We start from the raw sequence: 23,807 nt of genomic DNA, 5'->3' as shown, positions 1-23,807 counted from the left end.
TTTATTATTCTCGAATGCACTGGCCAGCCGTTCAGCCAACGTCCTCTGCCAAACGCTGCCACAACGCGTAATACACCCGTCCGGATTTCTGCTCGCGATGCAAACGCCAATTGCCAGGCAAGCCCAGGGTGGACGGGGCAGTCTCGCTTTCAGTGTAGACCCAGGCATCCTCGGCCAGCCACTGGCGTTGCTCAAGCAAGGCACACACCGCTGGCAGCAGGTTCTGGTTGAAAGGCGGGTCGAGGAACACCAGGTCGAAGGGGGTCGCCGGTTGACTGTCCAGGTATCGTAGCGCGTCGGCCGTCTGCACCTGGCCGACGGTGCAGCGCAGGGTGCCCAGGTGTTCTTTCAGGCTGGAGACTGCCAGGCTGCTGGCATCCAGCGCCTGGCCCATGGCGGCGCCACGGGACAGGGCTTCGAGAAACAGCGCGCCGCTGCCTGCGAACGGGTCGAGTACCCGGGCGCCCGCCACGTAGGGTGCGAGCCAGTTGAACAGGGTTTCACGCACCCGGTCCGGGGTCGGACGCAGGCCCGGGGCGTCGGGGAAACTCAGGCGCCGGCTGCGCCATTCGCCGCCGATGATGCGCAATTGATTCACACCGTTGTGCACGGGTTTTTTGCTGGAATTCGATGGGCGGGCCATTAGTGCTCCGGAACCCCGAGCGGCTGCTCGGCAGGTTTGTCAGTGGGGGCCGGTAATGGCTTTTGCGCCACGGTCGGGCCGGCGGTGACGATGATCATTTTGTCCGTGCTCAGGTGTTTGTTCAGCGCGGCCCGGACCTGTTCGACTGTCAGGGCCTGGGATTGACGCATGAAGTCTTCCAGGTAGCTCAGTGGCAAGTCATAGAAGCCCATTGCACCAAGCTGGCCGACAATGTCGGCGTTGCTGGCGGTGGACAGGGGGAAACTGCCGGCCAGCTCACGTTTGGCGTCATCGAGTTCTTTCTGGGTCGGGCCGTTCTTGAGGTAGTCGGCGAACACGTCCTGCACCAGTTTCAACGTGCCTTCGCTCATCTCGGCACGGGTTTGCAGGTTGATCATGAACGGGCCGCGACCTTGCATCGGCGTGAAGCCGGAATACACGCCGTAGGTCAGGCCGCGCTTTTCCCGCACTTCGGTCATCAGTCGTGTGCCAAAACCACTGCCACCGAGGATCTGGTTGCCCAGGGACACTGCGGCATAGTCCGGATCGTCCCGGTCGATGCCCAGTTGCGCGAGCATCAGGTTGGTCTGCTTGGACGGAAATTCGATATGGGTAACGCTCGCCTTCGGTTCCACCGGCGCCGGGGTCTTCGCCAGGGCCGGGCCCTTTGGCAATGCCGCAGACACCTGGCTGGCAATCGCCTCGGCTTCGGCCCGGGACAGATCGCCGACCAGCGCAATCACCGCGTTGCCGGCGGCATAAGCCTTGGCATGGAAGGCGCGAGCCTGAGCCAGGGTGATTGGCGGAATACTTTCTGCGGTGCCGTCACTGGAGTGGGCGTAAGGGTGGTCACCGTACAGGCGCTTCATCAGCTCCAGGCCCGCCAGTTTGCCGGGATTCTGTTTCTGGTACTCGAAACCGGCCAGCAACTGGTTCTTGATGCGTGCAAAAGAATCGGCAGGGAAGGTCGGTTTACCGACGACCTCGGCAAACAGCTTCAGCGCCGGTTCGCGCTTGTCCACTGCACTGAGGCTGCGCAGCGAGGCCACGGCCATGTCCCGGTACGCACCGTTGCCGAAGTCCGCGCCGAGGCTTTCGAACCCTTGGGCAATGGCACTGACATCCTTGCCGGCCACGCCTTCGTTAAGCATGGCGTTGGTCAACTGCGCGAGGCCGGGGGCGTTGCCGTCCTGGCTGCTGCCGGCGGCGAAGGTCAGGCGCAGGTCGAACATGGGCAATTCCCGGGCTTCGACGAACAATACCTTGGCGTCGTCAGCGGTTTTCCAGGTCTGTACGTCGAGCTTGCGGTGGCTGGGGGCTTTGCCGTCCAGTTCCGCCAGCGATTGCAGCTTGTTGCCGGACTTGGCGTTATCCAAGGCCTGGCTGGCAGTGACGCCGGTGGTGGGGGACAGATAGAACGCCAGGGAGCCGGCCAGGGCGATGAACACCAGGCCAATCAGCACCCGACGCGGTGTTTTGCGCTCACTCATGAGCTTTCTCCTCGGGCAGTACATGCGCAACGCTCAGGCGTGAGCGGGTGAAATACAGCTGGGCTGCCTTCTGGATATCTTGCGGGGTCACGCTTTGCAGTTCGGCGAGCTCGGTGTCCATCAGCTTCCAGGACAAACCGACGGTTTCCAGCTGGCCGATGGCGGTGGCCTGGCTGGTGATCGAATCGCGCTCATACACCAGGCCGGCGATGACCTGGGCGCGCACGCGTTCCAGTTCTTCGGCCGTCGGAGGGGTGTTTTTCAACTGTTCAAGCAGGCGCCACAGACCGGCTTCAGCCTGGGCGATGGTTTTGTTTTTCTGCGTGTTGGGCGTCGCCGACAAAGTGAACAGCGTATCGCCACGGGTGTAGGCGTCGTAGCTCGACGAACCGCCGGACACCAGCTCTTCGCCGCGCTCCAGTTGGGTCGGGATACGGCCGCTGTAGCCACCGTCCAGCAGGGCCGAGATCAGCCGCAGGGCGTTGACCGAAGTCTTGTCCGTGGCGGTCGCGATGCTGGGCACATTGAAGGCCAGCATCAGGCTTGGCAGTTGGGTCTGCACATGCAAGGTGATCTGGCGCTCGCCCGGTTCGGCCAGCTCCAGGGGGATTTTCGCCACCGGCACGTTGCGCCGGGCAATCGGGCCGAAGTAGCGCTGGGCCAGGGTCTTGACCTCGTCAGGCGTCACGTCGCCGACCACCACGAGGGTGGCGTTGTTCGGGGTGTACCAGGATTCGTACCAGTGACGCAGCTCTTCGACGGTCATCCGGTCCAGGTCGGCCATCCAGCCGATGGTCGGCGTGTGGTAACCGCTGGCCGGATAAGCCATGGCCTTGAAGCGCTCGTAGGCCTTGGACATTGGCTTGTCGTCGGTGCGCATGCGGCGCTCTTCCTTGATCACCTCTATTTCGCGGCTGAACTCTTGCGGCGGCAGGCGCAAGCTGGCCATGCGGTCGGCTTCGAGTTCGAAGGCCACGCCCAGGCGGTCCCGGGCCAGTACCTGGTAGTAAGCGGTGAAGTCATCGCTGGTGAAGGCGTTCTCTTCGGCGCCCAGGTCGCGCAGGATCAATGACGCTTCGCCAGGGCCGACTTTCTCGCTGCCCTTGAACATCATGTGTTCCAAGGCGTGAGACAAACCGGTCTGGCCCGGCGTTTCGTAACTGGAGCCAACCTTGTACCAGACCTGCGACACCACCACCGGCGCACGATGGTCTTCGCGCACCACGACCTTCAGACCGTTGTCGAGGGTGAATTCGTGGGTGGGTTGTGGATCGGCAGCCAAGACTGAAAAGGGCAGACAAACTGTGCTGAGCAGCAGGCCTGCAGCGCGGCGGGCAAGAGCATTCATTCGTGTTTAAACCTGTTGGGTTGCCCGCTTGGCCTTAGCCTCAGCAGGCGAGGAGGTGCTAGGATACTGATCCGTTTTACTGGCGGCCACGCCTATCGGGTCTTTTATCGACCCCTGGCTGTTTGGGTTCCTCGGAGAAGCCTTGGGATTGTCTGTCGATCCCGGCGTTTTCGCCGACGATGCCGTACCAGTCCTTCGAAAAAATCGACCTTGAGATGTCCTGGGACACCTCGACAAAATGTTGCGCGTGAACAAGCTGGATGAAACGCAGTCTGTTCAGCATCGAATATTTATCACCGAGGCGCCTCCTTGGCGCGTCGCTACCGTGAGATAGCCGTCCTCCATGTTTGGTTCCAACGACGACAAGAAGACCCCAGCTGCGGCTGGCGAGAAAAAAGGCCTGTTCGGATGGCTGCGCAAAAAGCCGCAGGAAACCGTCGTCGAACAGCCACAACCGCTGCCTGAGCCCGATGCCGAGGCAGTGGCCCAAGAAGCTGCGCCCATTATCCTGCCGATGGCCGAGCCGGTGCTGCAACCGGTCGAGCTTGAGGTCGCTGCCGAACCGGTGGCCGAACAGCCGCTGACCCCGTCCGTCGAACAAACCCCCTGGCTGACCTTGCCGGTGGCGGAAGAGCCGGTCGCGCTGGTCGAGGACACCGCACCGCATATCACCCCGCCGATTCCGGCGCCGACCCATGCTGTCGAGGCGCCAGTCGTCGAACCGGTCATTGAGCAGCCGGCCGCCATCATGCCCCCCGTGGTTGCGCAATCTGCACCCCAGCCAGAACCAGCCCTGCCGGATGCGATGGCTCCCACCGAGCCCGTACGCAGCGCCGAGGAAAACAAGGTAGGTTTCTTCGCCCGCCTCAAGCAAGGCCTGTCCAAGACCAGCGCCAGCATCGGCGAAGGCATGGCCAGCCTGTTTCTGGGCAAGAAAGTCATCGATGACGAATTGCTCGAAGACATCGAAACCCGCCTGCTGACCGCCGATGTCGGCGTCGAGGCCACCTCGGTGATCATCCAGAGCCTGACCCAGAAGGTCGCGCGCAAGCAACTGACCGATGCCGACGCGCTGTACAAGTCCCTGCAAGGCGAGCTGACCAACCTGCTCAAGCCTGTGGAAAAACCGCTGGTAATCGCCTCGCAAAACAAGCCGTTCGTGATCCTGGTCGTCGGCGTCAACGGCGCCGGCAAGACCACCACCATCGGCAAGCTGGCGAAGAAGCTGCAGCTCGAGGGCAAGAAAGTCATGCTGGCCGCCGGCGATACCTTCCGCGCCGCCGCGGTCGAACAGCTGCAAGTGTGGGGCGAGCGCAACAAGATCCCGGTGATCGCCCAGCACACTGGCGCCGACTCCGCTTCGGTGATCTTCGACGCGGTGCAGGCGGCGAAGGCCCGTGGCATCGATGTGCTGATCGCCGACACGGCCGGCCGCCTGCACACCAAAGACAACCTGATGGAAGAATTGAAGAAGGTTCGCCGGGTGATCGGCAAGCTTGACGCCGACGCGCCCCACGAAGTGCTGCTGGTGCTGGATGCCGGCACCGGCCAGAACGCCATCAACCAGGCCAAGCAGTTCAACCAGACCGTCGCACTGACCGGGCTGGCCCTGACCAAGCTCGACGGCACCGCCAAGGGCGGGGTGATTTTCGCCTTGGCCAAGCAGTTTGGCCTGCCGATTCGCTACATCGGCGTGGGTGAAGGCATTGACGATTTGCGCACCTTTGAAGCCGAGCCCTTTGTCCAGGCACTGTTTGCCGAGCGGGAGCATTCATGATTCGTTTCGAACAGGTCGGTAAACGCTATCCGAACGGTCACGTCGGCTTGCATGAGCTGAGCTTTCGGGTCCGTCGGGGCGAGTTTCTGTTTGTCACAGGCCATTCCGGTGCCGGCAAAAGCACCTTGCTGCGCCTGCTGCTGGCGATGGAACGGCCCACCACCGGCAAACTGCTATTGGCCGGCCAGGACCTGAGCACCATCAGCAATGCGCAGATCCCCTACCTGCGGCGGCAGATCGGCGTGGTGTTCCAGAACCACCAGTTGCTGTTCGATCGCACCGTGTTCAATAACGTGGCGTTGCCGTTGCAGATCCTTGGACTGTCCAAGGCCGAGATCAACAAGCGCGTGGATTCGGCCCTGGAGCGTGTGGCCCTGTCGGACAAGACCGACCTGTACCCGGGCGACCTGTCCACCGGCCAGCAACAGCGCGTCGGCATCGCCCGCGCCATCGTCCATCGCCCGGCCTTGCTGCTGGCGGACGAACCCACGGGTAACCTCGACCCGCGTCTGGCGGCGGAAATCATGGGCGTATTCGAAGACATCAACCGTTTAGGCACCAGTGTGCTGATCGCCAGTCACGACCTGGCATTGATCGCGCGTATGCGTCATCGCATGCTCACCTTGCAGCGCGGTCGTTTGATCGGTGACGGGGAGGCTGGCGTATGAGTGCTACCCGCAGCCCGAAAGTGGCCGAACGCGTGGCCCCGAAAGCCTCCGATCCGCAGCCGCAGAAGAAAAAACGCGACGATGACGACGGCCCGGATTTCGCCACGCTGTTGCGCGCCTGGATCGAAAGCCACCGTGCCAGTTTGCTGGACAGCCTGCGGCGCCTGGGCAAGCAGCCCATCGGCAGCTTCTTTACCTGCATGGTGATGGCGGTGGCCCTGAGTTTGCCCATGGGCCTGTCATTATTGCTAAGTAATGTCGAGCGCCTGGGTGGTTCCTGGCAGCGCGCAGCGCAGATTTCCCTGTACCTGCAACTGGAGGCGACCCAGGGGGAAGGTCAGGCTCTGCGCGAGCAGATCAAAGCCATGCCGGGTGTAGCCGATGCCGAATACATCAGCCGCGAGCAAGCACTCGAAGAGTTCCAGCAGCAGTCCGGCCTGGGCGAAGCCCTCAAGGAACTGCCGGAGAACCCGCTGCCAGGCGTGGTGCTGGTGACGCCGAATGAAGTCGACAAGTCGGCCCTTGAAGCATTAAGACAAAGACTTTCCGAGCTGCCGAAGGTACAACAGGCACAACTTGATCTAGTCTGGGTCGAGCGTCTGGCGGCGATACTCAAGCTCGGCGACCGGTTTGTCTTCGGTCTGACGGTGCTTCTGGTTTCTGCATTACTTTTGGTGATAGGCAATACCATTCGTCTTCATATTGAAAACCGCCGCACCGAGATAGAAGTGATTAAACTCGTCGGCGGTACGGACAGTTATGTACGCAGGCCCTTCCTTTATATGGGGGCGCTGTATGGCTTCGGAGCCGGGATTCTGTCCTGGGGTGTGTTGGCGTTTGGCCTGGATTGGCTGAATGACGCGGTAGTGGGGCTGGCCGGTTTGTACGGCAGTGATTTTTCCCTGGCCGGAGTGCCAGTTGCCGACGGTCTGTCGCTCTTGCTTGGCGCGGTGCTGTTGGGTTATATCGGTGCATGGATTGCGGTAGCACGCCACTTGCGTGAGCTTGCGCCAAAATAGGGTTTTTTGCGCGTATTGACCTTTCAGTTCTTGTGGGAACTTGTCTTACGGTTCCCGGTCAATTTTCGCAGTGCTGAACTGCACGAGTTATGTGAGTCGGAGGTTTTTTCGTATGACCACTTCTTTGCAACCTGCTTATGCTCTGGTCCCGGGTGCGAACCTGGAGGCTTATGTGCACACGGTTAACAGCATTCCATTGCTGACGCCCGAGCAGGAGCGTGAACTGGCCGAGAGTCTCTATTATGAGCAGGATCTTGAGGCGGCTCGGCAGATGGTGCTCGCCCACCTGCGTTTTGTCGTACATATCGCCCGCAGCTATTCCGGCTACGGGCTGGCCCAGGCCGACCTGATCCAGGAAGGCAACGTTGGCCTGATGAAGGCAGTCAAGCGTTTCAACCCGGAAATGGGTGTGCGCCTGGTGTCGTTTGCCGTGCACTGGATCAAGGCGGAAATCCACGAGTTCATTCTGCGCAACTGGCGCATCGTGAAAGTGGCGACCACCAAGGCCCAGCGCAAGCTGTTCTTCAACCTGCGCAGCCAGAAGAAGCGTCTGGCCTGGTTGAACAACGAAGAAGTCCATCGCGTGGCCGAGAGCCTGGGCGTAGAGCCTCGGGAAGTGCGCGAGATGGAAAGTCGCCTGACCGGCCATGACATGGCCTTCGACCCGGCCGCCGAGGCGGACGACGACAGCGCTTTCCAATCGCCGGCCAACTACCTGGAAGACCACCGGTACGACCCGGCGCGTCAACTGGAAGACGCCGACTGGAGCGACAACTCCAACACCAACCTGCACGAAGCCCTGGAAGTACTGGACGAACGCAGCCGTGACATCCTCTACCAGCGCTGGCTGGCCGAGGAAAAAGCCACGCTGCACGACCTGGCACAGAAGTACAACGTGTCGGCCGAGCGGATTCGCCAGCTTGAGAAAAGCGCGATGAACAAGCTCAAGGTGTCGATCGCGGCTTGACCTGCGGTAGCGACAATAAAAAACGCCCCGATCAGTGATGATCGGGGCGTTTTTGTTCGTGCGGTGCGCCCCTGTGGGAGCGAGCTTGCTCGCGATGGCGGTGGGTCAGCCACCTTGAGGTTTGACTGATACACCGCCATCGCGAGCAAGCTCGCTCCCACAAGGGGTCTTCAAGGTCTTGGTTATTGCGCCCAAGGCGCCCGTCGTGAGTTATTAAGCTCCAGCAGATAACTGTCGCCCCCCAACTGGCTCATCTGCTGGCGAATCCAGTTCGCCCGCCGTAGCACGTAAGGGCTAGGCCGACCGGCGCTCCATACCCGCGGGTTGGGCAGTACTGCCGCCAGCAGGCTCGCCTGTTGCCGGGACAAGGCGTCGGCGCTGACGCGAAAATGATGGCGCGCTGCGGCTTCGGCACCGAACACTCCGTCATCCCACTCGACGCTGTTGAGGTACACCTCGAGGATCCGTTGCTTGGGCCAGAACACTTCGATCAGCGCAGTGAACCAGGCCTCCAGCCCTTTGCGCAGCCAACTGCGACCCGACCACAGGAACAGGTTCTTGGACACTTGTTGGCTGAGGGTGCTGGCGCCGCGAATCGAACCACCGCGCCCGTTGTGGGCGAGGGCGGCCTGGATCGCGCCGATGTCGAAGCCCCAGTGCTCAGGGAATTTCTGGTCTTCGCCAGCGATCACCGCGACCTTGAGGTTGTCGGAAATCTGCTCCCAGGGCTGCCAGGTGCGTTGCAGGTCAATCGGTTCGCCGCCGAACCAGGATTCAACCTTGCGTTCGATCATCAGTGCCGTGAAGGGTGGCGGCACCACGCGAAACAACAGCACGAGCACAACGCTGCCGACGGCGAACCAGAGCAGGGCTTTAAGGAATCGTCGAAACAGTAAACGCAGCATAGAGATGGCTTGGCCGAACCCGTCGAGCGGGCCATTATACAGACCCTGTCCCCCGAGTCTGATTGGAGTTCTCATGCTGCGTAGCTTTCTGATGCTGGCTGCTTTTTTCGGCTTCACAGGCGTGGCCCTGGGGGCGTTTGCCGCCCACGCCCTGAAAAATCGCCTGAGCGCCGAGTACCTGGCGATTTTCCACACCGGCGTCACCTATCAATTGGTGCACACCCTGGCGCTGCTGGGCGTCGCGCTGCTGGCCACGCACATTCCCGGACGCATCGTCACCTGGGCCGGGGTTTCCTTTGTGGTGGGCATCCTGTTGTTCTCCGGCAGTCTGTACCTGCTGACCCTCACAGGTATCAGCAAGCTGGGCATCATCACGCCGTTTGGCGGCGTGGCGTTCCTGATCGGCTGGCTGTGCCTGGGGCTTGCCGCCTGGCGGCTGGGCTGACCGGGCAGTCCATTTCATGACGAATGGCTTGGGTCGTCCAGACTGATCGGGCTAGAATGCCAGCCCCTAAAAATGATGGCGGCATCCGGCATGCGCATTCAGTTGAACGGCGAACCCCTTGATCTGCCCGATGGTGAAACCGTCGCGGCCCTGCTGACCCGTCTGGAACTCACCGGACGCCGCGTCGCGGTGGAGCTCAATCTGGATATCGTCCCGCGCAGCCAGCATGCCGAAACCACGTTGAACGACGGCGACAGTGTCGAAGTGGTCCACGCCATCGGCGGCGGCTGATACTCAGGCTTCACAGCATTTCGCAAGAACCTCACCCCAACAGAGGATTTCCCATGAGCATCGTTCGTAGCGACAAGCCCTTCGTCCTGGCCGGTCGTACCTACCAGTCGCGCTTGCTGGTAGGCACCGGCAAATACCGTGACATGGAAGAAACCCGCCTGGCCATCGAGGCCTCGGGTGCCGAAATCGTGACCGTCGCGGTACGCCGCACCAATATCGGCCAGAACCCGGGCGAACCGAACCTGCTCGATATCTTGCCGCCGGATCGCTACACCATCCTGCCAAACACCGCTGGCTGCTTCGACGCCATCGAGGCCGTGCGCACCTGCCGTCTGGCCCGTGAGCTGCTTGATGGCCACAACCTGGTGAAGCTGGAAGTGCTGGCGGATCAGAAAACCCTGTTCCCCAACGTGATCGAAACCCTCAAGGCCGCCGAAACCCTGGTCAAGGAAGGTTTCGACGTGATGGTCTATACCAGCGATGACCCGATCATCGCCCGTCAACTGGCGGAAATCGGCTGCATCGCGGTCATGCCGCTGGCCGGCCTGATCGGCACGGGCCTGGGGATCTGCAACCCATACAACCTGCAGATCATCCTCGAAGAAGCCAAGATCCCGGTGCTGGTGGATGCCGGTGTCGGCACCGCCTCCGACGCCACCATCGCCATGGAACTGGGTTGCGAAGCGGTGCTGATGAACTCCGCCATTGCCCACGCTCAGCAACCGATCCTGATGGCCGAAGCCATGAAGCACGCCATCGTGGCCGGTCGGCTGGCGTACCTCGCCGGCCGCATGCCGAAAAAACTCTACGCCAGCGCCTCCTCGCCGCTGGATGGTCTGATCAAGTAAGAGCCATTGATGACTGAATCGAACGACACGCCTGTCCTGCCGGAAGAAGGCGAAGAGCGCCAACACCGCCGCATCAAGAGTTTCGTGATGCGCGCCGGGCGTATGACCGAAGGCCAGCAACGCGGCCTGGAGCAGGGCGCGCCCCTGTTTGTACTGCCCCTGGCCGATGCGCCGGTGGATTTTGACCAGGTGTTCGGCCGCTCGGCTGCGCGCTCGCTGGAAATCGGCTTCGGCATGGGCCACTCGCTGCTGGAAATGGCCGCCGCGGCGCCGGAGCAGGATTTCATCGGCGTGGAAGTCCACCGTCCCGGCGTCGGTGCGCTGCTCAATGGCGTGCTGACCCAGGGGTTGACCAACCTGCGGGTCTACGATTGCGACGCCATTGAAGTGCTCAACCGCTGCGTGGCCGACAACAGCCTCGACCGGTTGATGCTGTTCTTTCCGGACCCATGGCACAAGAGCCGTCACCACAAGCGCCGTATCGTCCAGGCTTCGTTCGCTGAACTGGTGCGCAGCAAGTTGAAGGTCGGCGGTGTGCTGCACATGGCCACCGACTGGGAACCCTACGCCGAGTACATGCTGGAAGTGATGAACGTCGCCCCGGGCTACCGCAACCTGGCCGAAGACGGTAAATGCGTCCCACGCCCGGCCGAACGGCCGATCACCAAGTTCGAGCGCCGTGGCGAACGCTTGGGGCATGGGGTTTGGGATTTGAAGTTCGAGAAGGTGGCTTAAACACCAGAAGATCCTGCTGAAATGGGATCCCCTGTGGGAGCGAGCTTGCTCGCGATGAGGCCATGACATTCAATATCAATGTTGACTGTCAGGCCGCCATCGCGAGCAAGCTCGCTCCCACATTTCGTTCTGTGCTACATCGAAAATCAGCGACGGTCAGCGACCACGCCAATCAATACCAGCACCACCAACAACACCGGCGCCAGGCTGTAGTTGTTGAACTGGCTCAAGCCTCGGACGACCCACGGCGTGGCGTAGATCAGCGCTGCGCCGCTGCCGATCATGCACAGCAGGGCGATCAGTGGCACGCGCAAGGCGCCAGCGATGCTGCCCAGGCGTTGTTCGACCCAGCCCTTGATGTCGGCGCCAAACAGCACCAGCAGGCAGCCGACCAATGCCAGGGAGATTTCCGACAGGTTGCTGCGGCTCCAGCGGGACACGGTGGCGAGCAGGTCGAGTACCAGATCCATTCGATTTCCTTGTTTGGGTAATTAGCTCAAAAATTTCTGCAGCAAGTCGTTGAGGAACAGCTGGCCGCGCTCGGTGGCCGCCAGACGTGACGGTTCGACCTGCAACAAGCCACTTTGTTCGGCCTCGCGCCGGCCTTCGGCCAGGCTGTGCAGGGGCAGGCCGGTGCGCTCCGGATACAGCCGCGCTTCCACACCTTCGGTCAGGCGCAGGGCGTTCATCAAGAACTCGAACGGCAGCTCTTCGTTGGCCAGGGCTTTTTCGCCGGCCAGGAAGCGTTTGGCCGGGTTGAGGTAGTCCTTGGGCAGGCGCGTCTTCCAGGTGCGCACGATGCGCCCGTCCGGATGGCTGAGCTTGCCGTGGGCGCCGGCGCCGATGCCGATGAAGTCGCCGAAGCTCCAGTAGTTGAGATTATGCCGCGCTGCCCGACCGGGTTGGGCGTAGGCCGAGACTTCGTACTGGGCGTAGCCGTGCTCGGCCAGCAAGGCTTGCCCGGCTTCCTGGATGTCCCACAGCGTGTCGTCTTCCGGCAATGTCGGTGGCTGGTTCCAGAACACCGTGTTCGGCTCCAGCGTCAGCTGGTACCAGGACAGGTGAGTCGGCTTCAGCGCGATGGCCTGGCGCAGATCGCTCAGGGCATCATCGAGGGACTGGTCGGGCAAACCATGCATCAGGTCGAGGTTGAAGTTATCGAACCCGGCCTGGCGGGCCATACCGGCGGCGCGTACCGCCTCGTCACCATTATGGATTCGGCCCAAGGCTTCGAGCTTGGCCTGCTGGAAGCTTTGGATGCCGATGGACAGGCGATTGATGCCCAAGGCCCGGTAAGCAACGAACTTCTCTTGCTCGAAGGTGCCGGGGTTGGCTTCCAGGGTGATTTCGATGTCATGGGCGAAGGGTATGCGCGCCTCGACACCCTTGAGCAGCCGGCCCAGGGCCTGGGCGCTGAACAGGCTCGGGGTGCCGCCGCCGAAAAAGATCGAGCTCAACGGGCGACCATAGGCTGCATGCAGATCCTGATCGAGGTCGGCCAGCAGGGCGTCGACATACTCTTCTTCCGGCAACTGCGGGCTGGCAGTGTGGGAGTTGAAGTCGCAATACGGGCATTTGCGTACGCACCACGGGATGTGGATGTACAACGCCAGGGGCGGCAGCATTGGCAGCGGCGCCCGAGGTGTTTGTGCACCGCCGTGAATCAGCGGCGCGGGAGAATCGATGGTCATTGCAAGCCCAAGCGTTGCCGCAGCAGGGCCATGGCGCGGGCGCGGTGGCTCAGTTGGTTTTTCTCCACCGGGCCCAGCTCGGCGCTGGAGCAGTTACGCTCCGGCACCCAGAACAGCGGGTCGTAGCCGAAACCGTGTTCGCCACTGGCTTGGGTGAGGATTCGCCCGTGCCACAAGCCTTCGCAGAGGATCGGCAACGGATCGTCGGCATGGCGGACCAGGGCCAGCACACACACGAACTGCGCGCCGCGCTCGGCCTCAGGTACGTCCTTGAGGGCTTCGAGCAGCTTGGCGTTGTTGGCCGCGTCCCCTTTGCCGTCCGCGTAGCGGGCCGAGTAAATGCCTGGCGCGCCGCCGAGAAAGTCCACTGCCAGCCCGGAATCGTCGGCCAGCGCCGGCAGGCCGCAGATGCGCGCGGCATTACGGGCCTTGAGGATGGCGTTCTCGACGAACGACAGGCCGGTTTCTTCCGGTTCCACCTGGCTGAACTCGCTAATCGAGTGCAACTGCACCGACCCGCCGAGCATGGCCTGCAGTTCCTTGAGTTTGCCGGCGTTGTGGCTGGCCAATACGAGTTGGGTAAGGTTCATCATTCGCCGGGGAACAGTTCCTGGTTGAAGTTGATGGTGTTGATCTTGTCGCCGGTTTTCACCTTGATTTCGAAGGTCCGGACTTCCTGTTGGTCCACCGGGTACTGGGCGATGTAGTAGATCGCGCCTGTCTCGGTGACTTCCTTGAACTTCAGCGGGACACTCTGGCTGGTGAGGTCTTTCACCGTGCCGCTGACCTGGGCCATCAACGGCTTGCCATCCTTGAGGACCGAGACGTTGATCACGCCCTGTCCCTTGCTGCGGATCAGCTCTGCGGCCTTGGCAATGTCCGGCGTCAGGAAGGTGGAATTGAACGTGTTGTAGTGCACGGTGACGTCACCGAACACTTCCTTGCGCTCGCCCTTGATGACATCGGCGGCCATGGCGCCAACGCTCAGGCAGGCGGTGATGAGAAACAACGCTAGACGTTTCATGTCGTGCTCCTGGGTAAGGCCGGGGTTCACACCGCGACCTGGTAATCGGCAAGGCCTGGGCTGCTGACCCGATAGATGCCTATCTCACCTAACAGATTAGGCCATAGCTTGCTCGCCCACCCGTGCCGGTGCTGCTGGTCCACCGCCAGGCGATCGATGACCTTGGCTTCGCGTTCGCGACACAGCGCCTCGAAGTCGGCGAAGGTGCAGAAGTGAATGTTTGGCGTGTTGTACCAGGTGTAGGGCAGGAACTCCGACACCGGCATGCGGCCCTTGCTCGCCAGGTACCAGCGGCAGCGCCAATGCCCGAAGTTGGGGAAGGTGATGATGCACTGGCGCCCGACCCGCAGCATTTCGTCGAGGATCTTGTCCGGGTAGTGCACCGCTTGCAGCGCCTGGGTCATGACCACGACGTCGAAACTGTTGCTGGCGAAGTTGCCCAGGCCCTTGTCCAGGTCCTGCTCGATCACGTTGATGCCCTTGGCCACGCACTCGGCGATGTTGTCCGGGTCGTTTTCCAGGCCGTAGCCGGTGACTTGCTTGTTGTCCCGCAGCCAGGTCAGCAGCTCGCCGTTGCCGCAGCCCAGGTCGAGCACGCGGCTGCCGGCGGGGATCCATTCCTGGATGATTTCCAGATCGGCTCTCATGGCGTCCTCACAGGGTTATACGGTTCATGTAGTTGCCGAACGCCTGCAGGTAGCGCGGGATCGGGATCAAAAAGGCGTCGTGGCCCTGGGGTGCGTCGATTTCCAGGTAGCAGACGTCCTTGCGCGCGGCCATCAGCGCGTCCACCAGTTCCCGTGAGCGTGCCGGGGAGAAGCGCCAGTCGGTGGTGAACGACATCACGCAGAACTTGGCGCTGGCATTGGCGAAGGTTTTCGCCAGGTTATCGTCGAAGTTCGCTGCCGGATCGAAGTAGTCCAGTGCCTTGGTCATCAACAGGTAGGTGTTGGCGTCGAAGCGCCCGGAAAACTCCTCACCCTGATAGCGCAGGTAACTCTCGACCTGGAACTCGACGCTGTGGAAGTCGTAGTTGAGCTTTTCGCTCTTGAGGCCTCGGCCGAATTTCTCGCCCATGGAGTCGTCGGACAGGTAGGTGATGTGCCCGACCATCCGCGCCAGCATCAGCCCGCGCTTGGGGATGACGCCGTGTTCCTGGAACGAACCGCCGTGGAATTCCGGATCGGTGAGGATCGCCTGGCGCGCCACTTCGTTGAAGGCGATGTTCTGCGCCGATAGCTTGGGGGCCGAGGCGATTGCCAGGCAATGGCGCACGCGGTCCGGGTAGGTGATGGTCCATTGCAGGGCCTGCATGCCGCCCAGGCTGCCGCCGATCACCGCTGCCCACTGGGCGATGCCGAGGCGGTCAGCCAGACGCGCCTGGCTGTGGACCCAGTCTTCGACGGTCAACACCGGGAAATCGGCGCCGAAGGGCTTGCCGGTGTCCGGGTTGAGGCTGCTGGGGCCGGTGGAGCCGTTGCAGCCGCCGAGGTTGTTCAGGCTGACCACGAAGAACTTGTTGGTGTCGATGGGCTTGCCGGGGCCGATGCAACTGTCCCACCAGCCGGGTTTGCGGTCGTCGACGCTGTGGTAGCCGGCGGCATGGTGATGCCCCGACAAGGCATGGCAAATCAGCACGGCGTTGCTGGCCGTGGCATTGAGGGTGCCGTAGGTTTCGAAAATCAGGTCATAGGCTGGCAACGAACGACCGCAGGCCAGGGCCAGGGGCTCGCTGAAATGCGCCATTTGCGGCGTCACCAGACCAACGGAATCGGGGGGAAAGGCAGTTGGCATCGACCCTGCTCGCGTTGAAATGAGGCGTAAGTCTAAAGACCGCTGTGGCAGGCGGCAAGCAAAGGCGCGGCACGGTTTTTCCGAGCGTTCCCACGCTTTGCGTGGGAATGCTGCCAGGGACGCATCGCGTTCCGCTCAGGGTGTGACGCAGAGCGTCACGGGATGCATTTCCACGCGGAGCGCGGGAGCGATCATTGGCGGGGGACGAGGTCAGGCAAATCCGGCAGCTTCTTTGGCGAATGAATCCGCACCCGCTTTTGCCGGTTCAATTCGCCGCTGACCAGGCTGACCTGGCTCTTGGACACGCCAAACGCCTTGGCCAGGAACGCCATCAGGTAGGCATTGGCCTTGCCCTCGACCGGCGGGGCGGTGAGACGGATCTTGAGGCGGTCACCGTGCAGCCCGGCGAAATCATCGCTGCGGGCTGCCGGTTGCAGGTGACATTCCAGGATCAGGTCGTCGCCGTCCCAGCGAAAGTAGCTCACCGGGCTCAGATCAGCAGGCGCAGGATTTCCGGCATCATGGTCATTGCCGCCAGATTGTTGATCACCAGCATGTCGATCAGCTTGAGCACCATGAATGCCAGGATCGGCGAGATATCCAGGCCGCCAAGGTTCGGCACGATACGACGGAACGGCGCCAGGGCCGGTTCGCAGATCTGGTTGACCAGTTCGGCGCCCGGGTTGTGGCTGCCCGGAGCGACCCACGAGAGGATCACGCTGATGATCAGGGCGAAGAAAAATATCTTCAGGAACAGCGCAGTCACGCCGATGATCGACCAGATCAGCAATTGCAGCGGGTTGCCGGTGGTGCCGTAGGTCAGCAGCAGGGTCAGGGCCATCAGCGCCAGTTGCACGAGGATCGCCAGGACCAGCGACGACATGTCCAGGCCGAACAGGCTTGGGATGATCCGGCGCAGGGGCTTGAGCAGCGGCTGGGTGGCCTTGACGATGAACTGGCAGAGCGGGTTGTAGAAGTTGGCGCGTACCAGTTGCAGCACGAAGCGCAGCAGCACGATCAGCAAGTACAGGCTGCCGAGGGTTTGCAGCACGTAGACCGCTGCAGTGTTCAATCCAATCATGAATGGCTCCTTATTGGCCCAGTTGTTCGGCCATTTCGGCCGAGCGGTGCGCGGCGGCGCCGAGTGCTTTTTCCACCAGGGCTTCGAAGCCCCCGGTCTGGAACGATTTGATGGCCGCTTCGGTGGTGCCGGCCGGTGAGGTCACGCGGCGCCGCAACTCGGCGGCGTCGACGTCGCTGGACACTGCCATGTGCGCGGCGCCCAGGGCAGTCTGCAACGTCAGCTTGGCGGCGATGTCCCGCGGCAGGCCGAGTTTTTCGCCAGCGGCGGTCATGGCTTCGATCAGCAGGAAGAAATACGCCGGCCCGGAGCCGGAGACGGCGGTGACGGCGTCCAGTTGTTGCTCGGTTTCCAGCCACAGCGCGAGGCCCACCGCCGACAACAGCTCTTCGGCCTGCTGGCGTTGTGCGGCGCTTACCTGTGCGGTGGCGAACAGCCCGCTGACGCCCTGGCGCAGCAGCGCCGGGGTGTTGGGCATGCAGCGTACGATCGGTTGCTCGCCGAGCCAGTTGTTCATGCTGGCGCAAGTAATGCCGGCGGCAATCGACACCACCAATTGATGGGGCTTGAGGCTGGGGCGAAGGGCTTGGCACACGGTTTTCATCGCTTGCGGCTTGACCGCCAGCACGATGACGTCCACGCCGTCGATGGCCTGGGCGTTGTCGGCGAAGGTTTCGATGCCGTGCTCGGCGCTTACCCGGGTGCGGGTCTCTTCACCCGGATCGCTGGCGCGAATCTGCGAAGCGTCCAGGCCCTTGGCCCGCAGGCCGCCGATCAGGCTGGCGGCCATGTTGCCGGCGCCAATGAAGGCAATACGCGTGTTGCTCATGACAGGTCCTTGATTAGAGAGTGGGGTCGGCATGGCTTAGCTATAGTCGCGCGCGCCAAACAGGGCAGTACCGATGCGCACCCAAGTGGCACCCTGGGCAATAGCTGATTCGAGGTCATGGCTCATGCCCATGGACAGTGTGTCCAATGGCAGCTCCAGGCTGGCCTGCAGCTGTTGAACGGCGGCGAAGGCCGCGTCCTGGGCCGCACGATCGTCGGTCGGCTCGGGAATCGCCATCAACCCGCGCAGTTTCAGGCGGGGCAGGGCGCTGATGGCATTCGCCAGCGCAGGCAGGTCCGTGGGCGTGCAACCGGACTTGCTGGCTTCGCCGCTGACATTGACCTGGATGCAGATGTTCAACGGCGGCAGTTCGGCGGGGCGTTGCTCGGACAGGCGTTGTGCAACTTTCAAGCGATCCACGGAATGCACCCAGTCGAAATGTTCGGCAATAGCGCGCGTCTTGTTCGATTGAATGGGGCCGATGAAGTGCCAGATCAAGGGCAGGTCGGTCAGTTCGGCCTGTTTGCCCAGTGCCTCTTGCAGGTAGTTCTCGCCGAAGTCCCGCAGGCCGGCGGCATAGGCTTCGCGCAGGGCTTGGGCGGGCTTGGTCTTGCTCACGGCCAGCAGCTGGACGCTGTGTTCGGCGCGCTGGGCGGCCTGCTCCGCAGCGCGGATACGCGATCTAACCTGAGCGATGTTGTCTGCTATCGTGGACATAAAGAAGCGCCAGCGGTGAGGTTCGCGGCATTCTACTGGAATTGAGGAGCGCTATGGATATCACTGAGTTACTGGCGTTCAGCGCCAAGCAGGGCGCGTCGGACCTGCACCTGTCCGCCGGGCTGCCGCCGATGATCCGCGTCGATGGCGATGTGCGACGTATCAACCTGCCGGCGCTGGACCACAAGCAGGTTCATGAGCTGATCTACGACATCATGAACGACCGGCAACGGGTGGATTACGAGAAGTTTCTGGAAACCGATTTTTCCTTTGATGTTCCAGGTGTGGCGCGGTTTCGGGTCAACGCCTTCAATCAGAATCGCGGTGCGGGGGCGGTGTTTCGCACCATCCCGTCGAAAGTCCTGACCATGGAAGACCTGGGGATGGGCGAAGTGTTTCGCAAAGTGACCGAAGCGCCGCGCGGGCTGGTGTTGGTGACCGGGCCGACCGGTTCAGGCAAGTCCACCACCCTGGCGGCGATGATCGACCACTTGAACAACCACAAGCACCATCACATCCTCACCATCGAAGACCCCATCGAATTCGTCCACGAACCGCGCAAATGCCTGATCAACCAGCGCGAAGTACACCGCGACACCCAAAGCTTTTCCACGGCCCTGCGCTCGGCTCTGCGGGAAGACCCGGACGTGATCCTGGTGGGGGAGATGCGCGACCTGGAGACCATCCGCCTGGCCCTGACCGCCGCTGAAACCGGGCACCTGGTGTTCGGCACCTTGCACACCACGTCGGCGGCCAAGACCATCGACCGGGTGGTGGACGTGTTCCCGGGGGACGAGAAGTCCATGGTTCGCTCGATGTTGTCGGAATCGTTGCAGGCGGTGATTTCCCAGACGCTGGTCAAGAAAATCGGCGGTGGCCGGATCGCCGCTCATGAAATCATGCTGGGGACCTCGGCGATCCGGAACCTGATCCGCGAAGACAAAGTGGCGCAGATGTACTCGTCGATCCAGACCGGCGGTTCGCTGGGGATGCAGACGCTGGACATGTGCTTGAAGGATTTGGTGAGCAAGGGCTTGATCAGCCGCGAACATGCCCGGGAGCGGGCGCGTACGCCGGATAACTTCTAGGGAGCTTGCAGCGTTTTTGCAGGCCCCATCGCGAGCAAGCTCGCTCCCACATTTGGTCCGAGGTGTTCACAAATTATGTGGCCACTGAAGATCAAGTGTGGGAGCGAGCTTGCTCGCGATGGGGCAGTCAGCCGCGACACAAATGCCGGATCAGCGCTGAACCACCCGCAAACCACCCGGCTCTTTCGGCAGAACCCGCTTGGCCACCACATAGTGGGTGTCCCAGTACGGTTTGTTCAAGGTATCGATGCTCACCGACTTGCCACGGCGTGGGGCGTGGATGAAGCGGTCGTTGCCCAGGTAAATGGCCACGTGATTGACCCGGCGGCTCTTGAGCTTGAAGAAAATCAGGTCACCGGGCTTGAGATCCTTGCGATCGACTTTCTCGCCATGACCGGCAGCCATCGCATTGGAGGTGCGCGGCAGGTCGAAGGTGGCGTCATTGAAGGCGTATTTCACCAAACCGCTGCAATCGAAACCTTTACTTGGGCTGCTGCCGCCCCAACGATAAGGTGTGCCCAGTACATTCACGGCACGGCTCAGCACGTTGCTGCTCGCTTTGGTCGCCATCGGTGGGACCAGCTTGCTGTTGGCGGAACCCAGGCGCTCGGCGCTTGGCTTGTTCTTGCTTAAAGAAGCAGAAACATGGGATTTCGGGGTGTAGCCGTTGACGTTGGGAAGACGTTGCTCACGGTTGGTGGCGTGGGCGGCCAGGGGCAATAATAGGCAAATGGTCAGCCATGTCTTGAAAAATGGACGCATTAGGCAGGGCTCTTAAAGGTTAGCGCGCAACTTTATAACAGCTTTTTTCGCTGTTCCGAGGCCGTTTGTCGATTCGAAACCTGGCGCGAACCCCGCATGATTGCGACAAATTGACCCGATTGTCCGACAGAACCCCGACACCACGGGGGTTTCCTTGGTTCAAAGTCGCTCAGGACCGCCTGTCGGCGAGACACAAAAAAGTCACAAAAAATCCGAACAAATTTATCTATCGAGGCAAAAGAGGCCATTCATGAACAGCTATCAGCAGGGCGTAACCGGCGATACCCACAGCAAAGTCATCGGCTACTTGCTGTGGATTTTCGGTTTTACCGGGGCTCACCGCTTCTATTACGGCAGGCCGGTCACCGGCACGATCTGGTTTTTCACCTTCGGCCTGCTGGGCATCGGCTGGTTGATCGACCTGTTCCTGATCCCGGCCATGGATCGCGAAGCGGACCTGCGGTTCACCCCGGGGCCCATCGAGTACACCGTGGCGTGGATCCTGCTGACGTTTCTCGGCGTATTTGGCGTACACCGCATGTATCAGGGCAAATGGCTCAGCGGGATCGTTTACCTGCTGACCGGCGGGGTGTTTTTCCTGGGGGTGCTGTATGACTTCTGGACGCTGAACGATCAGATCTCGATTCGCAATGCGCAGAAGCGGGGGGCGTTCCAGTAAGACCGAGTCGCCTGTATCGCGAGCAAGCTCGCTCCCACATGGATCGAGGTGTTCACAGATCATGTGTTCACCGAAGATCCCCCTGTGGGAGCGAGCTCGCTTGCGATAGGAACGACGCGGTATCAGGCCTGGTGGGTGATCCGCCCATCCATCAGGGTATAGCGCACCACACCCGGCAGGCTGTGGCCAAGGAACGGGCAGTTGTCGCCCTTGGAGCGCCAGGCTTCGCCGGCCACGGTGGACGCGCTGGGGTCGAACAGCACCAGGTCCGCCGCTGCGCCAACCGCCAGTTTTCCCGCCGGCAATTGCAGCGCCTGGGCCGGGCCGGCACTCAGGCGCGCCAGCAAGGTCGGCAGGTCGAGCAGGCCGTCTTCCACCAGGGTCAGGGCCAGCGGCAGCAGCAACTCGACGCTGCTGATGCCCGGCTCGGTGGCGCCGAACGGTGCCAGCTTGGCATCGCGTTCGTGGGGTTGGTGATGGCTGGAGATGGCCGAGATCACCCCGGACTTCAGCGCCTCGCGCAAGCCATCGCGGTCGGCGCGGGTGCGCAGCGGCGGCTGGACGTGATAAACGCTGTTGAAGTCGATCAGCGCTTCGTCGGTCAGGATCAGTTGGTACAGCGCCACATCGGCGGTCACCGGCAGGCCACGGGCCTGGGCCTGGGCGATCAGCGCCGCGCCGCGGGCACTGGTCAGTTGGCTGAAGTGCGCGCGCACGCCGCTTTGTTCCACCAGCAGCAGGTCCCGGGCCAGGGCCACGGTCTCGGCGGTTTCCGGAATGCCCGGCAGGCCGAGGAAACTGGCGGTCGGGCCTTCGTGGGCCAGGCCGCCTTCGGCCAGGTCGTGATCCTGGGAGTTGAAGATCACCGTCAGGCCGAAAGTCGCCGCGTATTCCAGGGCGCGGCACAGGGTGCGGGTGTTACGGAAGCTGTTCAGGCCGTTGCCGAACGCCACGCAACCAGCGTCGCGCAGGGCAATGAGCTCGGCCAGTTGCTCGCCATCCAGACCCTTGCTCAACGCGCCAATGGGGAAGACCTTGGTGTTGCCGGCTTCGCGGGCGCGGTCGAGGATCAGTTCGGCCACGGCCGAGGTGTCCAGCACCGGTTTGGTCTGCGGTGGGCAGCACAGGCTGGTCACGCCACCGGCGGCGGCGGCGCGGGTTTCGCTGACAATACTGCCCTTGCGGCTGTAACCGGGTTCGCGCAGGGCGACGTTCAGGTCCACCAGGCCAGGGGCGGCCACCAGGCCTTGGGCGTCGAGGGTCTGGACCGCGACGAAACCGGCTGGCGCGGCGCCCAGGGCGACGATCTTGCAGGCATCGATATGGATATCAGTCACTTGATCCAGGCCACTGGCTGGATCGATCACGCGTGCGCCGAGAATGCTGAGCTTCACTGGGCGTTCTCCTGGTCGAATTGGCGCTGGGCCGTTTGCCCGCTCATGGCCATGGACAGCACGGCCATGCGGATGGCGATGCCGTAGGTCACCTGGTTGAGGATCACTGAGTGTGGCCCGTCAGCCACCGCTGATTCGATTTCCACGCCGCGGTTGATCGGCCCCGGGTGCATGACGATGGCGTCCGGCTTGGCCCCGGCCAAACGGGCGGTGGTCAGGCCGAACAGGCGGTAGAACTCGCCTTCGCTGGGCAGCAGGCCGCCGGTCATGCGTTCACGCTGCAGGCGCAGCATGATCACCACGTCGACATCCTTGAGGCCTTCGGTCATGTCGGTGTAAACCTTCACGCCGTATTGCTCGACGCCGATGGGCAGCAGGGTTTTCGGCGCGATCACGCGGATGTCCGGGCAGCCGAGGGTCTTGAGGGCCAGCATGTTCGAGCGGGCCACTCGTGAGTGCAGGATGTCGCCGACGATCGCCACCGAGAGGTTCTCGAAGCTGCCCTTGTGCCGGCGGATGGTCAGCATGTCCAGCATGCCCTGGGTTGGGTGGGCATGACGGCCGTCGCCGCCGTTGATGATCGCCACTTGCGGGCACACGTGTTCGGCAATGAAGTGCGCCGCGCCGGAATCACCGTGACGCACGACGAACATGTCGGCGGCCATGGCTTCGAGGTTGCGCAAGGTGTCGAGCAGGGTTTCGCCCTTGCTCGCCGAGGACGTGGAAACGTTCAGGGTGATCACGTCCGCCGACAACCGCTGGGCCGCCAGTTCGAAGGTGGTGCGGGTACGGGTGGAGTTTTCGAAGAACACGTTGCACACGGTCTTGCCGCGCAGCAACGGGACTTTCTTCACCGCCCGGGCGCCGACCTCGAGGAATGAGTCGGCAGTGTCGAGGATTTCCGTCAACAGCTCGCGGCGCAGGCCGTCGAGGGACAGGAAGTGCCGCAGCTGGCCCTGATCGTTGAGCTGCAGCGGGCGCTTGGTTTCGAGAGGCGTCATCGCGATGGACTCTTACAAGGGCAGTTAAAGGGCAAGGTCTTGCAGTTCGAGTTGCAGCGGCGAGGGGCCGGAGAGCTTGACTCGCTCGTGGGCCGCCAGCGTCAGCGTCGCGCCGACCACGTTCGGACGGATCGGCAGTTCGGCAGCGTCCAGGTCCAACAGGCATACCAGGGTCACGCTGGCCGGGCGGCCGTAGTCGAACAGTTCGTTCATGGCGGCGCGGATAGTCCGGCCGCTCATCAGTACGTCGTCGATCAAGACCAGGTGCTGGCCTTCGATCTCGAACGGCAGGGCCGAGGGACGTACTTGGGGGTGCAGGCCGCTCTGGCTGAAGTCGTCGCGATAGAAGGACACGTCCAGGATGCCCAGCGGCGATTGGCTGCCCAGTTCATCGAGCAAGGCCTGGGCGACCCAGACGCCACCGGTGCGAATGCCGATGTAGCGCGGTTCGCTGATGCCGCGTTGTTCCAGGTGTGCCGTGAGACGGATCGCCATCTGGCTGATCAGTTCGGCAGGATTGGGCAGGCTCATGCTGGCTCCTTCAGGTTCCCGGGCCGGTGGTGAGTGGCGCGGCTTATCGCTAAAAGAAAGCGCCTTGGCGGCGCTTTGTA

Annotated in this window: 28 protein-coding genes; 10 read left to right on the top strand and 18 right to left on the bottom strand. The window is 62.3% G+C overall.

Annotation, left to right across the window (positions count from 1 at the left end):
* Positions 1-31: 31 nt before the first annotated feature.
* From rsmD to J9870_RS27650, 3 genes are read right to left on the bottom strand one after another with little or no spacing between them, the layout of a single operon-like run.
* Positions 32-643 carry a 16S rRNA (guanine(966)-N(2))-methyltransferase RsmD gene (gene rsmD, locus J9870_RS27660; protein WP_210641825.1) on the bottom strand — a complete coding sequence of 204 codons (612 nt, stop codon included), beginning with the start codon at positions 641-643 and terminating at the stop codon, positions 32-34.
* Complete coding sequence (locus tag J9870_RS27655) at positions 643-2,133, bottom strand: pitrilysin family protein (protein ID WP_210641823.1); 1,491 nt, start codon at positions 2,131-2,133, stop codon at positions 643-645. The genes rsmD and J9870_RS27655 overlap by 1 nt, the downstream gene beginning before the upstream one ends.
* Complete coding sequence (locus J9870_RS27650; protein ID WP_210641815.1) at positions 2,126-3,481, bottom strand: pitrilysin family protein; 1,356 nt, start codon at positions 3,479-3,481, stop codon at positions 2,126-2,128. The genes J9870_RS27655 and J9870_RS27650 overlap by 8 nt, the downstream gene beginning before the upstream one ends.
* A gap of 343 nt (positions 3,482-3,824) precedes the next feature.
* Here J9870_RS27650 and ftsY point away from each other — a divergent pair, with 343 nt between their 5' ends.
* From ftsY to rpoH, 4 genes are all read left to right on the top strand, one after another.
* Positions 3,825-5,258 (top strand): signal recognition particle-docking protein FtsY, encoded by a 1,434-nt coding sequence (gene ftsY, locus J9870_RS27645; protein ID WP_210641813.1) that lies wholly within the window; start codon positions 3,825-3,827, stop codon positions 5,256-5,258.
* Positions 5,255-5,926, top strand: a complete 672-nt coding sequence (ftsE, locus tag J9870_RS27640) for a cell division ATP-binding protein FtsE (RefSeq protein WP_024778908.1) — start codon at positions 5,255-5,257, stop codon at positions 5,924-5,926. The genes ftsY and ftsE overlap by 4 nt, the downstream gene beginning before the upstream one ends.
* Positions 5,923-6,945 carry a permease-like cell division protein FtsX gene (gene ftsX, locus J9870_RS27635; protein WP_210641811.1) on the top strand — a complete coding sequence of 341 codons (1,023 nt, stop codon included), beginning with the start codon at positions 5,923-5,925 and terminating at the stop codon, positions 6,943-6,945. The genes ftsE and ftsX overlap by 4 nt, the downstream gene beginning before the upstream one ends.
* A gap of 112 nt (positions 6,946-7,057) precedes the next feature.
* Positions 7,058-7,912 (top strand): RNA polymerase sigma factor RpoH, encoded by an 855-nt coding sequence (gene rpoH / locus J9870_RS27630; RefSeq protein ID WP_003177476.1) that lies wholly within the window; start codon positions 7,058-7,060, stop codon positions 7,910-7,912.
* A gap of 182 nt (positions 7,913-8,094) precedes the next feature.
* Here the strand turns inward: rpoH and mtgA are convergent, their stop codons facing one another.
* Positions 8,095-8,817 carry a monofunctional biosynthetic peptidoglycan transglycosylase gene (mtgA, locus tag J9870_RS27625; protein ID WP_210641804.1) on the bottom strand — a complete coding sequence of 241 codons (723 nt, stop codon included), beginning with the start codon at positions 8,815-8,817 and terminating at the stop codon, positions 8,095-8,097.
* 73 nt (positions 8,818-8,890) lie between these two features.
* Between mtgA and J9870_RS27620 the strand changes: the two genes are divergently transcribed.
* From J9870_RS27620 to trmB, 4 genes are all read left to right on the top strand, one after another.
* On the top strand, positions 8,891-9,262 hold the full coding sequence (locus tag J9870_RS27620; protein ID WP_210641802.1) for a DUF423 domain-containing protein: 372 nt from the start codon (positions 8,891-8,893) through the stop codon (positions 9,260-9,262).
* A 90-nt stretch (positions 9,263-9,352) separates the two neighbouring features.
* Complete coding sequence (gene thiS / locus J9870_RS27615; RefSeq protein ID WP_018609493.1) at positions 9,353-9,553, top strand: sulfur carrier protein ThiS; 201 nt, start codon at positions 9,353-9,355, stop codon at positions 9,551-9,553.
* Between the two features lie 53 nt (positions 9,554-9,606).
* On the top strand, positions 9,607-10,401 hold the full coding sequence (locus J9870_RS27610; protein ID WP_003177480.1) for a thiazole synthase: 795 nt from the start codon (positions 9,607-9,609) through the stop codon (positions 10,399-10,401).
* Positions 10,402-10,410: 9 nt separating this feature from the next.
* A complete protein-coding gene (gene trmB / locus J9870_RS27605; RefSeq protein ID WP_210641800.1) occupies positions 10,411-11,136 on the top strand; it encodes a tRNA (guanosine(46)-N7)-methyltransferase TrmB in 726 nt (241 codons plus the stop codon).
* Positions 11,137-11,282: 146 nt separating this feature from the next.
* On the opposite strand, the gene J9870_RS27600 is transcribed toward trmB, so the two are convergent.
* From J9870_RS27600 to J9870_RS27555, 10 genes are all read right to left on the bottom strand, one after another.
* A complete protein-coding gene (locus J9870_RS27600) occupies positions 11,283-11,606 on the bottom strand; it encodes a DUF3392 domain-containing protein (protein ID WP_003177482.1) in 324 nt (107 codons plus the stop codon).
* A gap of 21 nt (positions 11,607-11,627) precedes the next feature.
* Complete coding sequence (gene hemW / locus J9870_RS27595; RefSeq protein ID WP_246883163.1) at positions 11,628-12,761, bottom strand: radical SAM family heme chaperone HemW; 1,134 nt, start codon at positions 12,759-12,761, stop codon at positions 11,628-11,630.
* A 62-nt stretch (positions 12,762-12,823) separates the two neighbouring features.
* Entirely contained in the window at positions 12,824-13,420 is a 597-nt protein-coding gene (gene rdgB / locus J9870_RS27590; RefSeq protein WP_210641795.1) for an RdgB/HAM1 family non-canonical purine NTP pyrophosphatase, read from the bottom strand.
* On the bottom strand, positions 13,417-13,851 hold the full coding sequence (locus J9870_RS27585; RefSeq protein ID WP_210641793.1) for a DUF4426 domain-containing protein: 435 nt from the start codon (positions 13,849-13,851) through the stop codon (positions 13,417-13,419). Before J9870_RS27585 ends, rdgB begins: the two co-directional genes overlap by 4 nt.
* 26 nt (positions 13,852-13,877) lie before the next feature.
* Complete coding sequence (gene metW, locus J9870_RS27580; RefSeq protein WP_210641791.1) at positions 13,878-14,498, bottom strand: methionine biosynthesis protein MetW; 621 nt, start codon at positions 14,496-14,498, stop codon at positions 13,878-13,880.
* A 7-nt stretch (positions 14,499-14,505) separates the two neighbouring features.
* Positions 14,506-15,645: a homoserine O-acetyltransferase gene (locus J9870_RS27575; protein ID WP_210641788.1), complete on the bottom strand. Its 1,140-nt coding sequence runs from the start codon at positions 15,643-15,645 to the stop codon at positions 14,506-14,508.
* A gap of 191 nt (positions 15,646-15,836) precedes the next feature.
* Positions 15,837-16,130 carry a DUF167 domain-containing protein gene (locus J9870_RS27570; protein ID WP_210641786.1) on the bottom strand — a complete coding sequence of 98 codons (294 nt, stop codon included), beginning with the start codon at positions 16,128-16,130 and terminating at the stop codon, positions 15,837-15,839.
* A gap of 5 nt (positions 16,131-16,135) precedes the next feature.
* The gene (locus tag J9870_RS27565; protein ID WP_210641784.1) at positions 16,136-16,726 is read right to left on the bottom strand and encodes a YggT family protein; all 591 of its coding nucleotides are present in this window, start codon (positions 16,724-16,726) and stop codon (positions 16,136-16,138) included.
* Between the two features lie 10 nt (positions 16,727-16,736).
* The gene (gene proC, locus J9870_RS27560; protein WP_210641782.1) at positions 16,737-17,555 is read right to left on the bottom strand and encodes a pyrroline-5-carboxylate reductase; all 819 of its coding nucleotides are present in this window, start codon (positions 17,553-17,555) and stop codon (positions 16,737-16,739) included.
* 36 nt (positions 17,556-17,591) lie between these two features.
* Positions 17,592-18,272, bottom strand: coding sequence for a YggS family pyridoxal phosphate-dependent enzyme (locus tag J9870_RS27555; protein ID WP_210641780.1), 681 nt, complete (start codon positions 18,270-18,272; stop codon positions 17,592-17,594).
* A gap of 53 nt (positions 18,273-18,325) precedes the next feature.
* Between J9870_RS27555 and J9870_RS27550 the strand changes: the two genes are divergently transcribed.
* Positions 18,326-19,360: a type IV pilus twitching motility protein PilT gene (locus tag J9870_RS27550; RefSeq protein ID WP_210641777.1), complete on the top strand. Its 1,035-nt coding sequence runs from the start codon at positions 18,326-18,328 to the stop codon at positions 19,358-19,360.
* A 150-nt stretch (positions 19,361-19,510) separates the two neighbouring features.
* Here the strand turns inward: J9870_RS27550 and J9870_RS27545 are convergent, their stop codons facing one another.
* On the bottom strand, positions 19,511-20,122 hold the full coding sequence (locus tag J9870_RS27545; RefSeq protein WP_210641775.1) for a C40 family peptidase: 612 nt from the start codon (positions 20,120-20,122) through the stop codon (positions 19,511-19,513).
* A gap of 250 nt (positions 20,123-20,372) precedes the next feature.
* Between J9870_RS27545 and J9870_RS27540 the strand changes: the two genes are divergently transcribed.
* Positions 20,373-20,801, top strand: coding sequence for a TM2 domain-containing protein (locus J9870_RS27540; protein ID WP_210641773.1), 429 nt, complete (start codon positions 20,373-20,375; stop codon positions 20,799-20,801).
* 122 nt (positions 20,802-20,923) lie between these two features.
* Here J9870_RS27540 and J9870_RS27535 read toward each other — a convergent pair whose 3' ends face one another.
* From J9870_RS27535 to pyrR, 3 genes are read right to left on the bottom strand one after another with little or no spacing between them, the layout of a single operon-like run.
* Complete coding sequence (locus J9870_RS27535) at positions 20,924-22,195, bottom strand: dihydroorotase (protein ID WP_210641771.1); 1,272 nt, start codon at positions 22,193-22,195, stop codon at positions 20,924-20,926.
* Positions 22,192-23,196, bottom strand: coding sequence for an aspartate carbamoyltransferase catalytic subunit (locus J9870_RS27530; RefSeq protein WP_003177495.1), 1,005 nt, complete (start codon positions 23,194-23,196; stop codon positions 22,192-22,194). The genes J9870_RS27535 and J9870_RS27530 overlap by 4 nt, the downstream gene beginning before the upstream one ends.
* A gap of 24 nt (positions 23,197-23,220) precedes the next feature.
* Positions 23,221-23,727 carry a bifunctional pyr operon transcriptional regulator/uracil phosphoribosyltransferase PyrR gene (gene pyrR, locus J9870_RS27525; protein ID WP_210641770.1) on the bottom strand — a complete coding sequence of 169 codons (507 nt, stop codon included), beginning with the start codon at positions 23,725-23,727 and terminating at the stop codon, positions 23,221-23,223.
* Positions 23,728-23,807: the final 80 nt, after the last annotated feature.

Origin of the sequence: Pseudomonas sp. Tri1, assembly GCF_017968885.1 — a bacterium.
Classification (GTDB): domain Bacteria; phylum Pseudomonadota; class Gammaproteobacteria; order Pseudomonadales; family Pseudomonadaceae; genus Aquipseudomonas.
Note: the sequence above shows the minus strand (reverse complement) of the source record. Positions and strands in the feature narration are given on the sequence as shown.

Coding starts and splice junctions, on each gene's coding strand:
- J9870_RS27610 (WP_003177480.1), top strand. CDS start 9,607: ATGAGCATCGTTCGTAGCGACAAGCCCTTCGTCCTGGCCGGTCGTACC.
- J9870_RS27550 (WP_210641777.1), top strand. CDS start 18,326: ATGGATATCACTGAGTTACTGGCGTTCAGCGCCAAGCAGGGCGCGTCG.
- J9870_RS27530 (WP_003177495.1), bottom strand. CDS start 23,196: ATGACGCCTCTCGAAACCAAGCGCCCGCTGCAGCTCAACGATCAGGGC.
- ftsY (WP_210641813.1), top strand. CDS start 3,825: ATGTTTGGTTCCAACGACGACAAGAAGACCCCAGCTGCGGCTGGCGAG.
- J9870_RS27600 (WP_003177482.1), bottom strand. CDS start 11,606: ATGGATCTGGTACTCGACCTGCTCGCCACCGTGTCCCGCTGGAGCCGC.
- J9870_RS27620 (WP_210641802.1), top strand. CDS start 8,891: ATGCTGCGTAGCTTTCTGATGCTGGCTGCTTTTTTCGGCTTCACAGGC.
- J9870_RS27650 (WP_210641815.1), bottom strand. CDS start 3,481: ATGAATGCTCTTGCCCGCCGCGCTGCAGGCCTGCTGCTCAGCACAGTT.
- rsmD (WP_210641825.1), bottom strand. CDS start 643: ATGGCCCGCCCATCGAATTCCAGCAAAAAACCCGTGCACAACGGTGTG.
- thiS (WP_018609493.1), top strand. CDS start 9,353: ATGCGCATTCAGTTGAACGGCGAACCCCTTGATCTGCCCGATGGTGAA.
- rpoH (WP_003177476.1), top strand. CDS start 7,058: ATGACCACTTCTTTGCAACCTGCTTATGCTCTGGTCCCGGGTGCGAAC.
- J9870_RS27655 (WP_210641823.1), bottom strand. CDS start 2,133: ATGAGTGAGCGCAAAACACCGCGTCGGGTGCTGATTGGCCTGGTGTTC.
- proC (WP_210641782.1), bottom strand. CDS start 17,555: ATGAGCAACACGCGTATTGCCTTCATTGGCGCCGGCAACATGGCCGCC.
- mtgA (WP_210641804.1), bottom strand. CDS start 8,817: ATGCTGCGTTTACTGTTTCGACGATTCCTTAAAGCCCTGCTCTGGTTC.
- J9870_RS27540 (WP_210641773.1), top strand. CDS start 20,373: ATGAACAGCTATCAGCAGGGCGTAACCGGCGATACCCACAGCAAAGTC.
- ftsX (WP_210641811.1), top strand. CDS start 5,923: ATGAGTGCTACCCGCAGCCCGAAAGTGGCCGAACGCGTGGCCCCGAAA.
- ftsE (WP_024778908.1), top strand. CDS start 5,255: ATGATTCGTTTCGAACAGGTCGGTAAACGCTATCCGAACGGTCACGTC.
- trmB (WP_210641800.1), top strand. CDS start 10,411: ATGACTGAATCGAACGACACGCCTGTCCTGCCGGAAGAAGGCGAAGAG.
- metW (WP_210641791.1), bottom strand. CDS start 14,498: ATGAGAGCCGATCTGGAAATCATCCAGGAATGGATCCCCGCCGGCAGC.
- rdgB (WP_210641795.1), bottom strand. CDS start 13,420: ATGATGAACCTTACCCAACTCGTATTGGCCAGCCACAACGCCGGCAAA.
- J9870_RS27585 (WP_210641793.1), bottom strand. CDS start 13,851: ATGAAACGTCTAGCGTTGTTTCTCATCACCGCCTGCCTGAGCGTTGGC.
- J9870_RS27565 (WP_210641784.1), bottom strand. CDS start 16,726: ATGATTGGATTGAACACTGCAGCGGTCTACGTGCTGCAAACCCTCGGC.
- J9870_RS27545 (WP_210641775.1), bottom strand. CDS start 20,122: ATGCGTCCATTTTTCAAGACATGGCTGACCATTTGCCTATTATTGCCC.
- J9870_RS27575 (WP_210641788.1), bottom strand. CDS start 15,645: ATGCCAACTGCCTTTCCCCCCGATTCCGTTGGTCTGGTGACGCCGCAA.
- pyrR (WP_210641770.1), bottom strand. CDS start 23,727: ATGAGCCTGCCCAATCCTGCCGAACTGATCAGCCAGATGGCGATCCGT.
- J9870_RS27555 (WP_210641780.1), bottom strand. CDS start 18,272: ATGTCCACGATAGCAGACAACATCGCTCAGGTTAGATCGCGTATCCGC.
- hemW (WP_246883163.1), bottom strand. CDS start 12,761: ATGCTGCCGCCCCTGGCGTTGTACATCCACATCCCGTGGTGCGTACGC.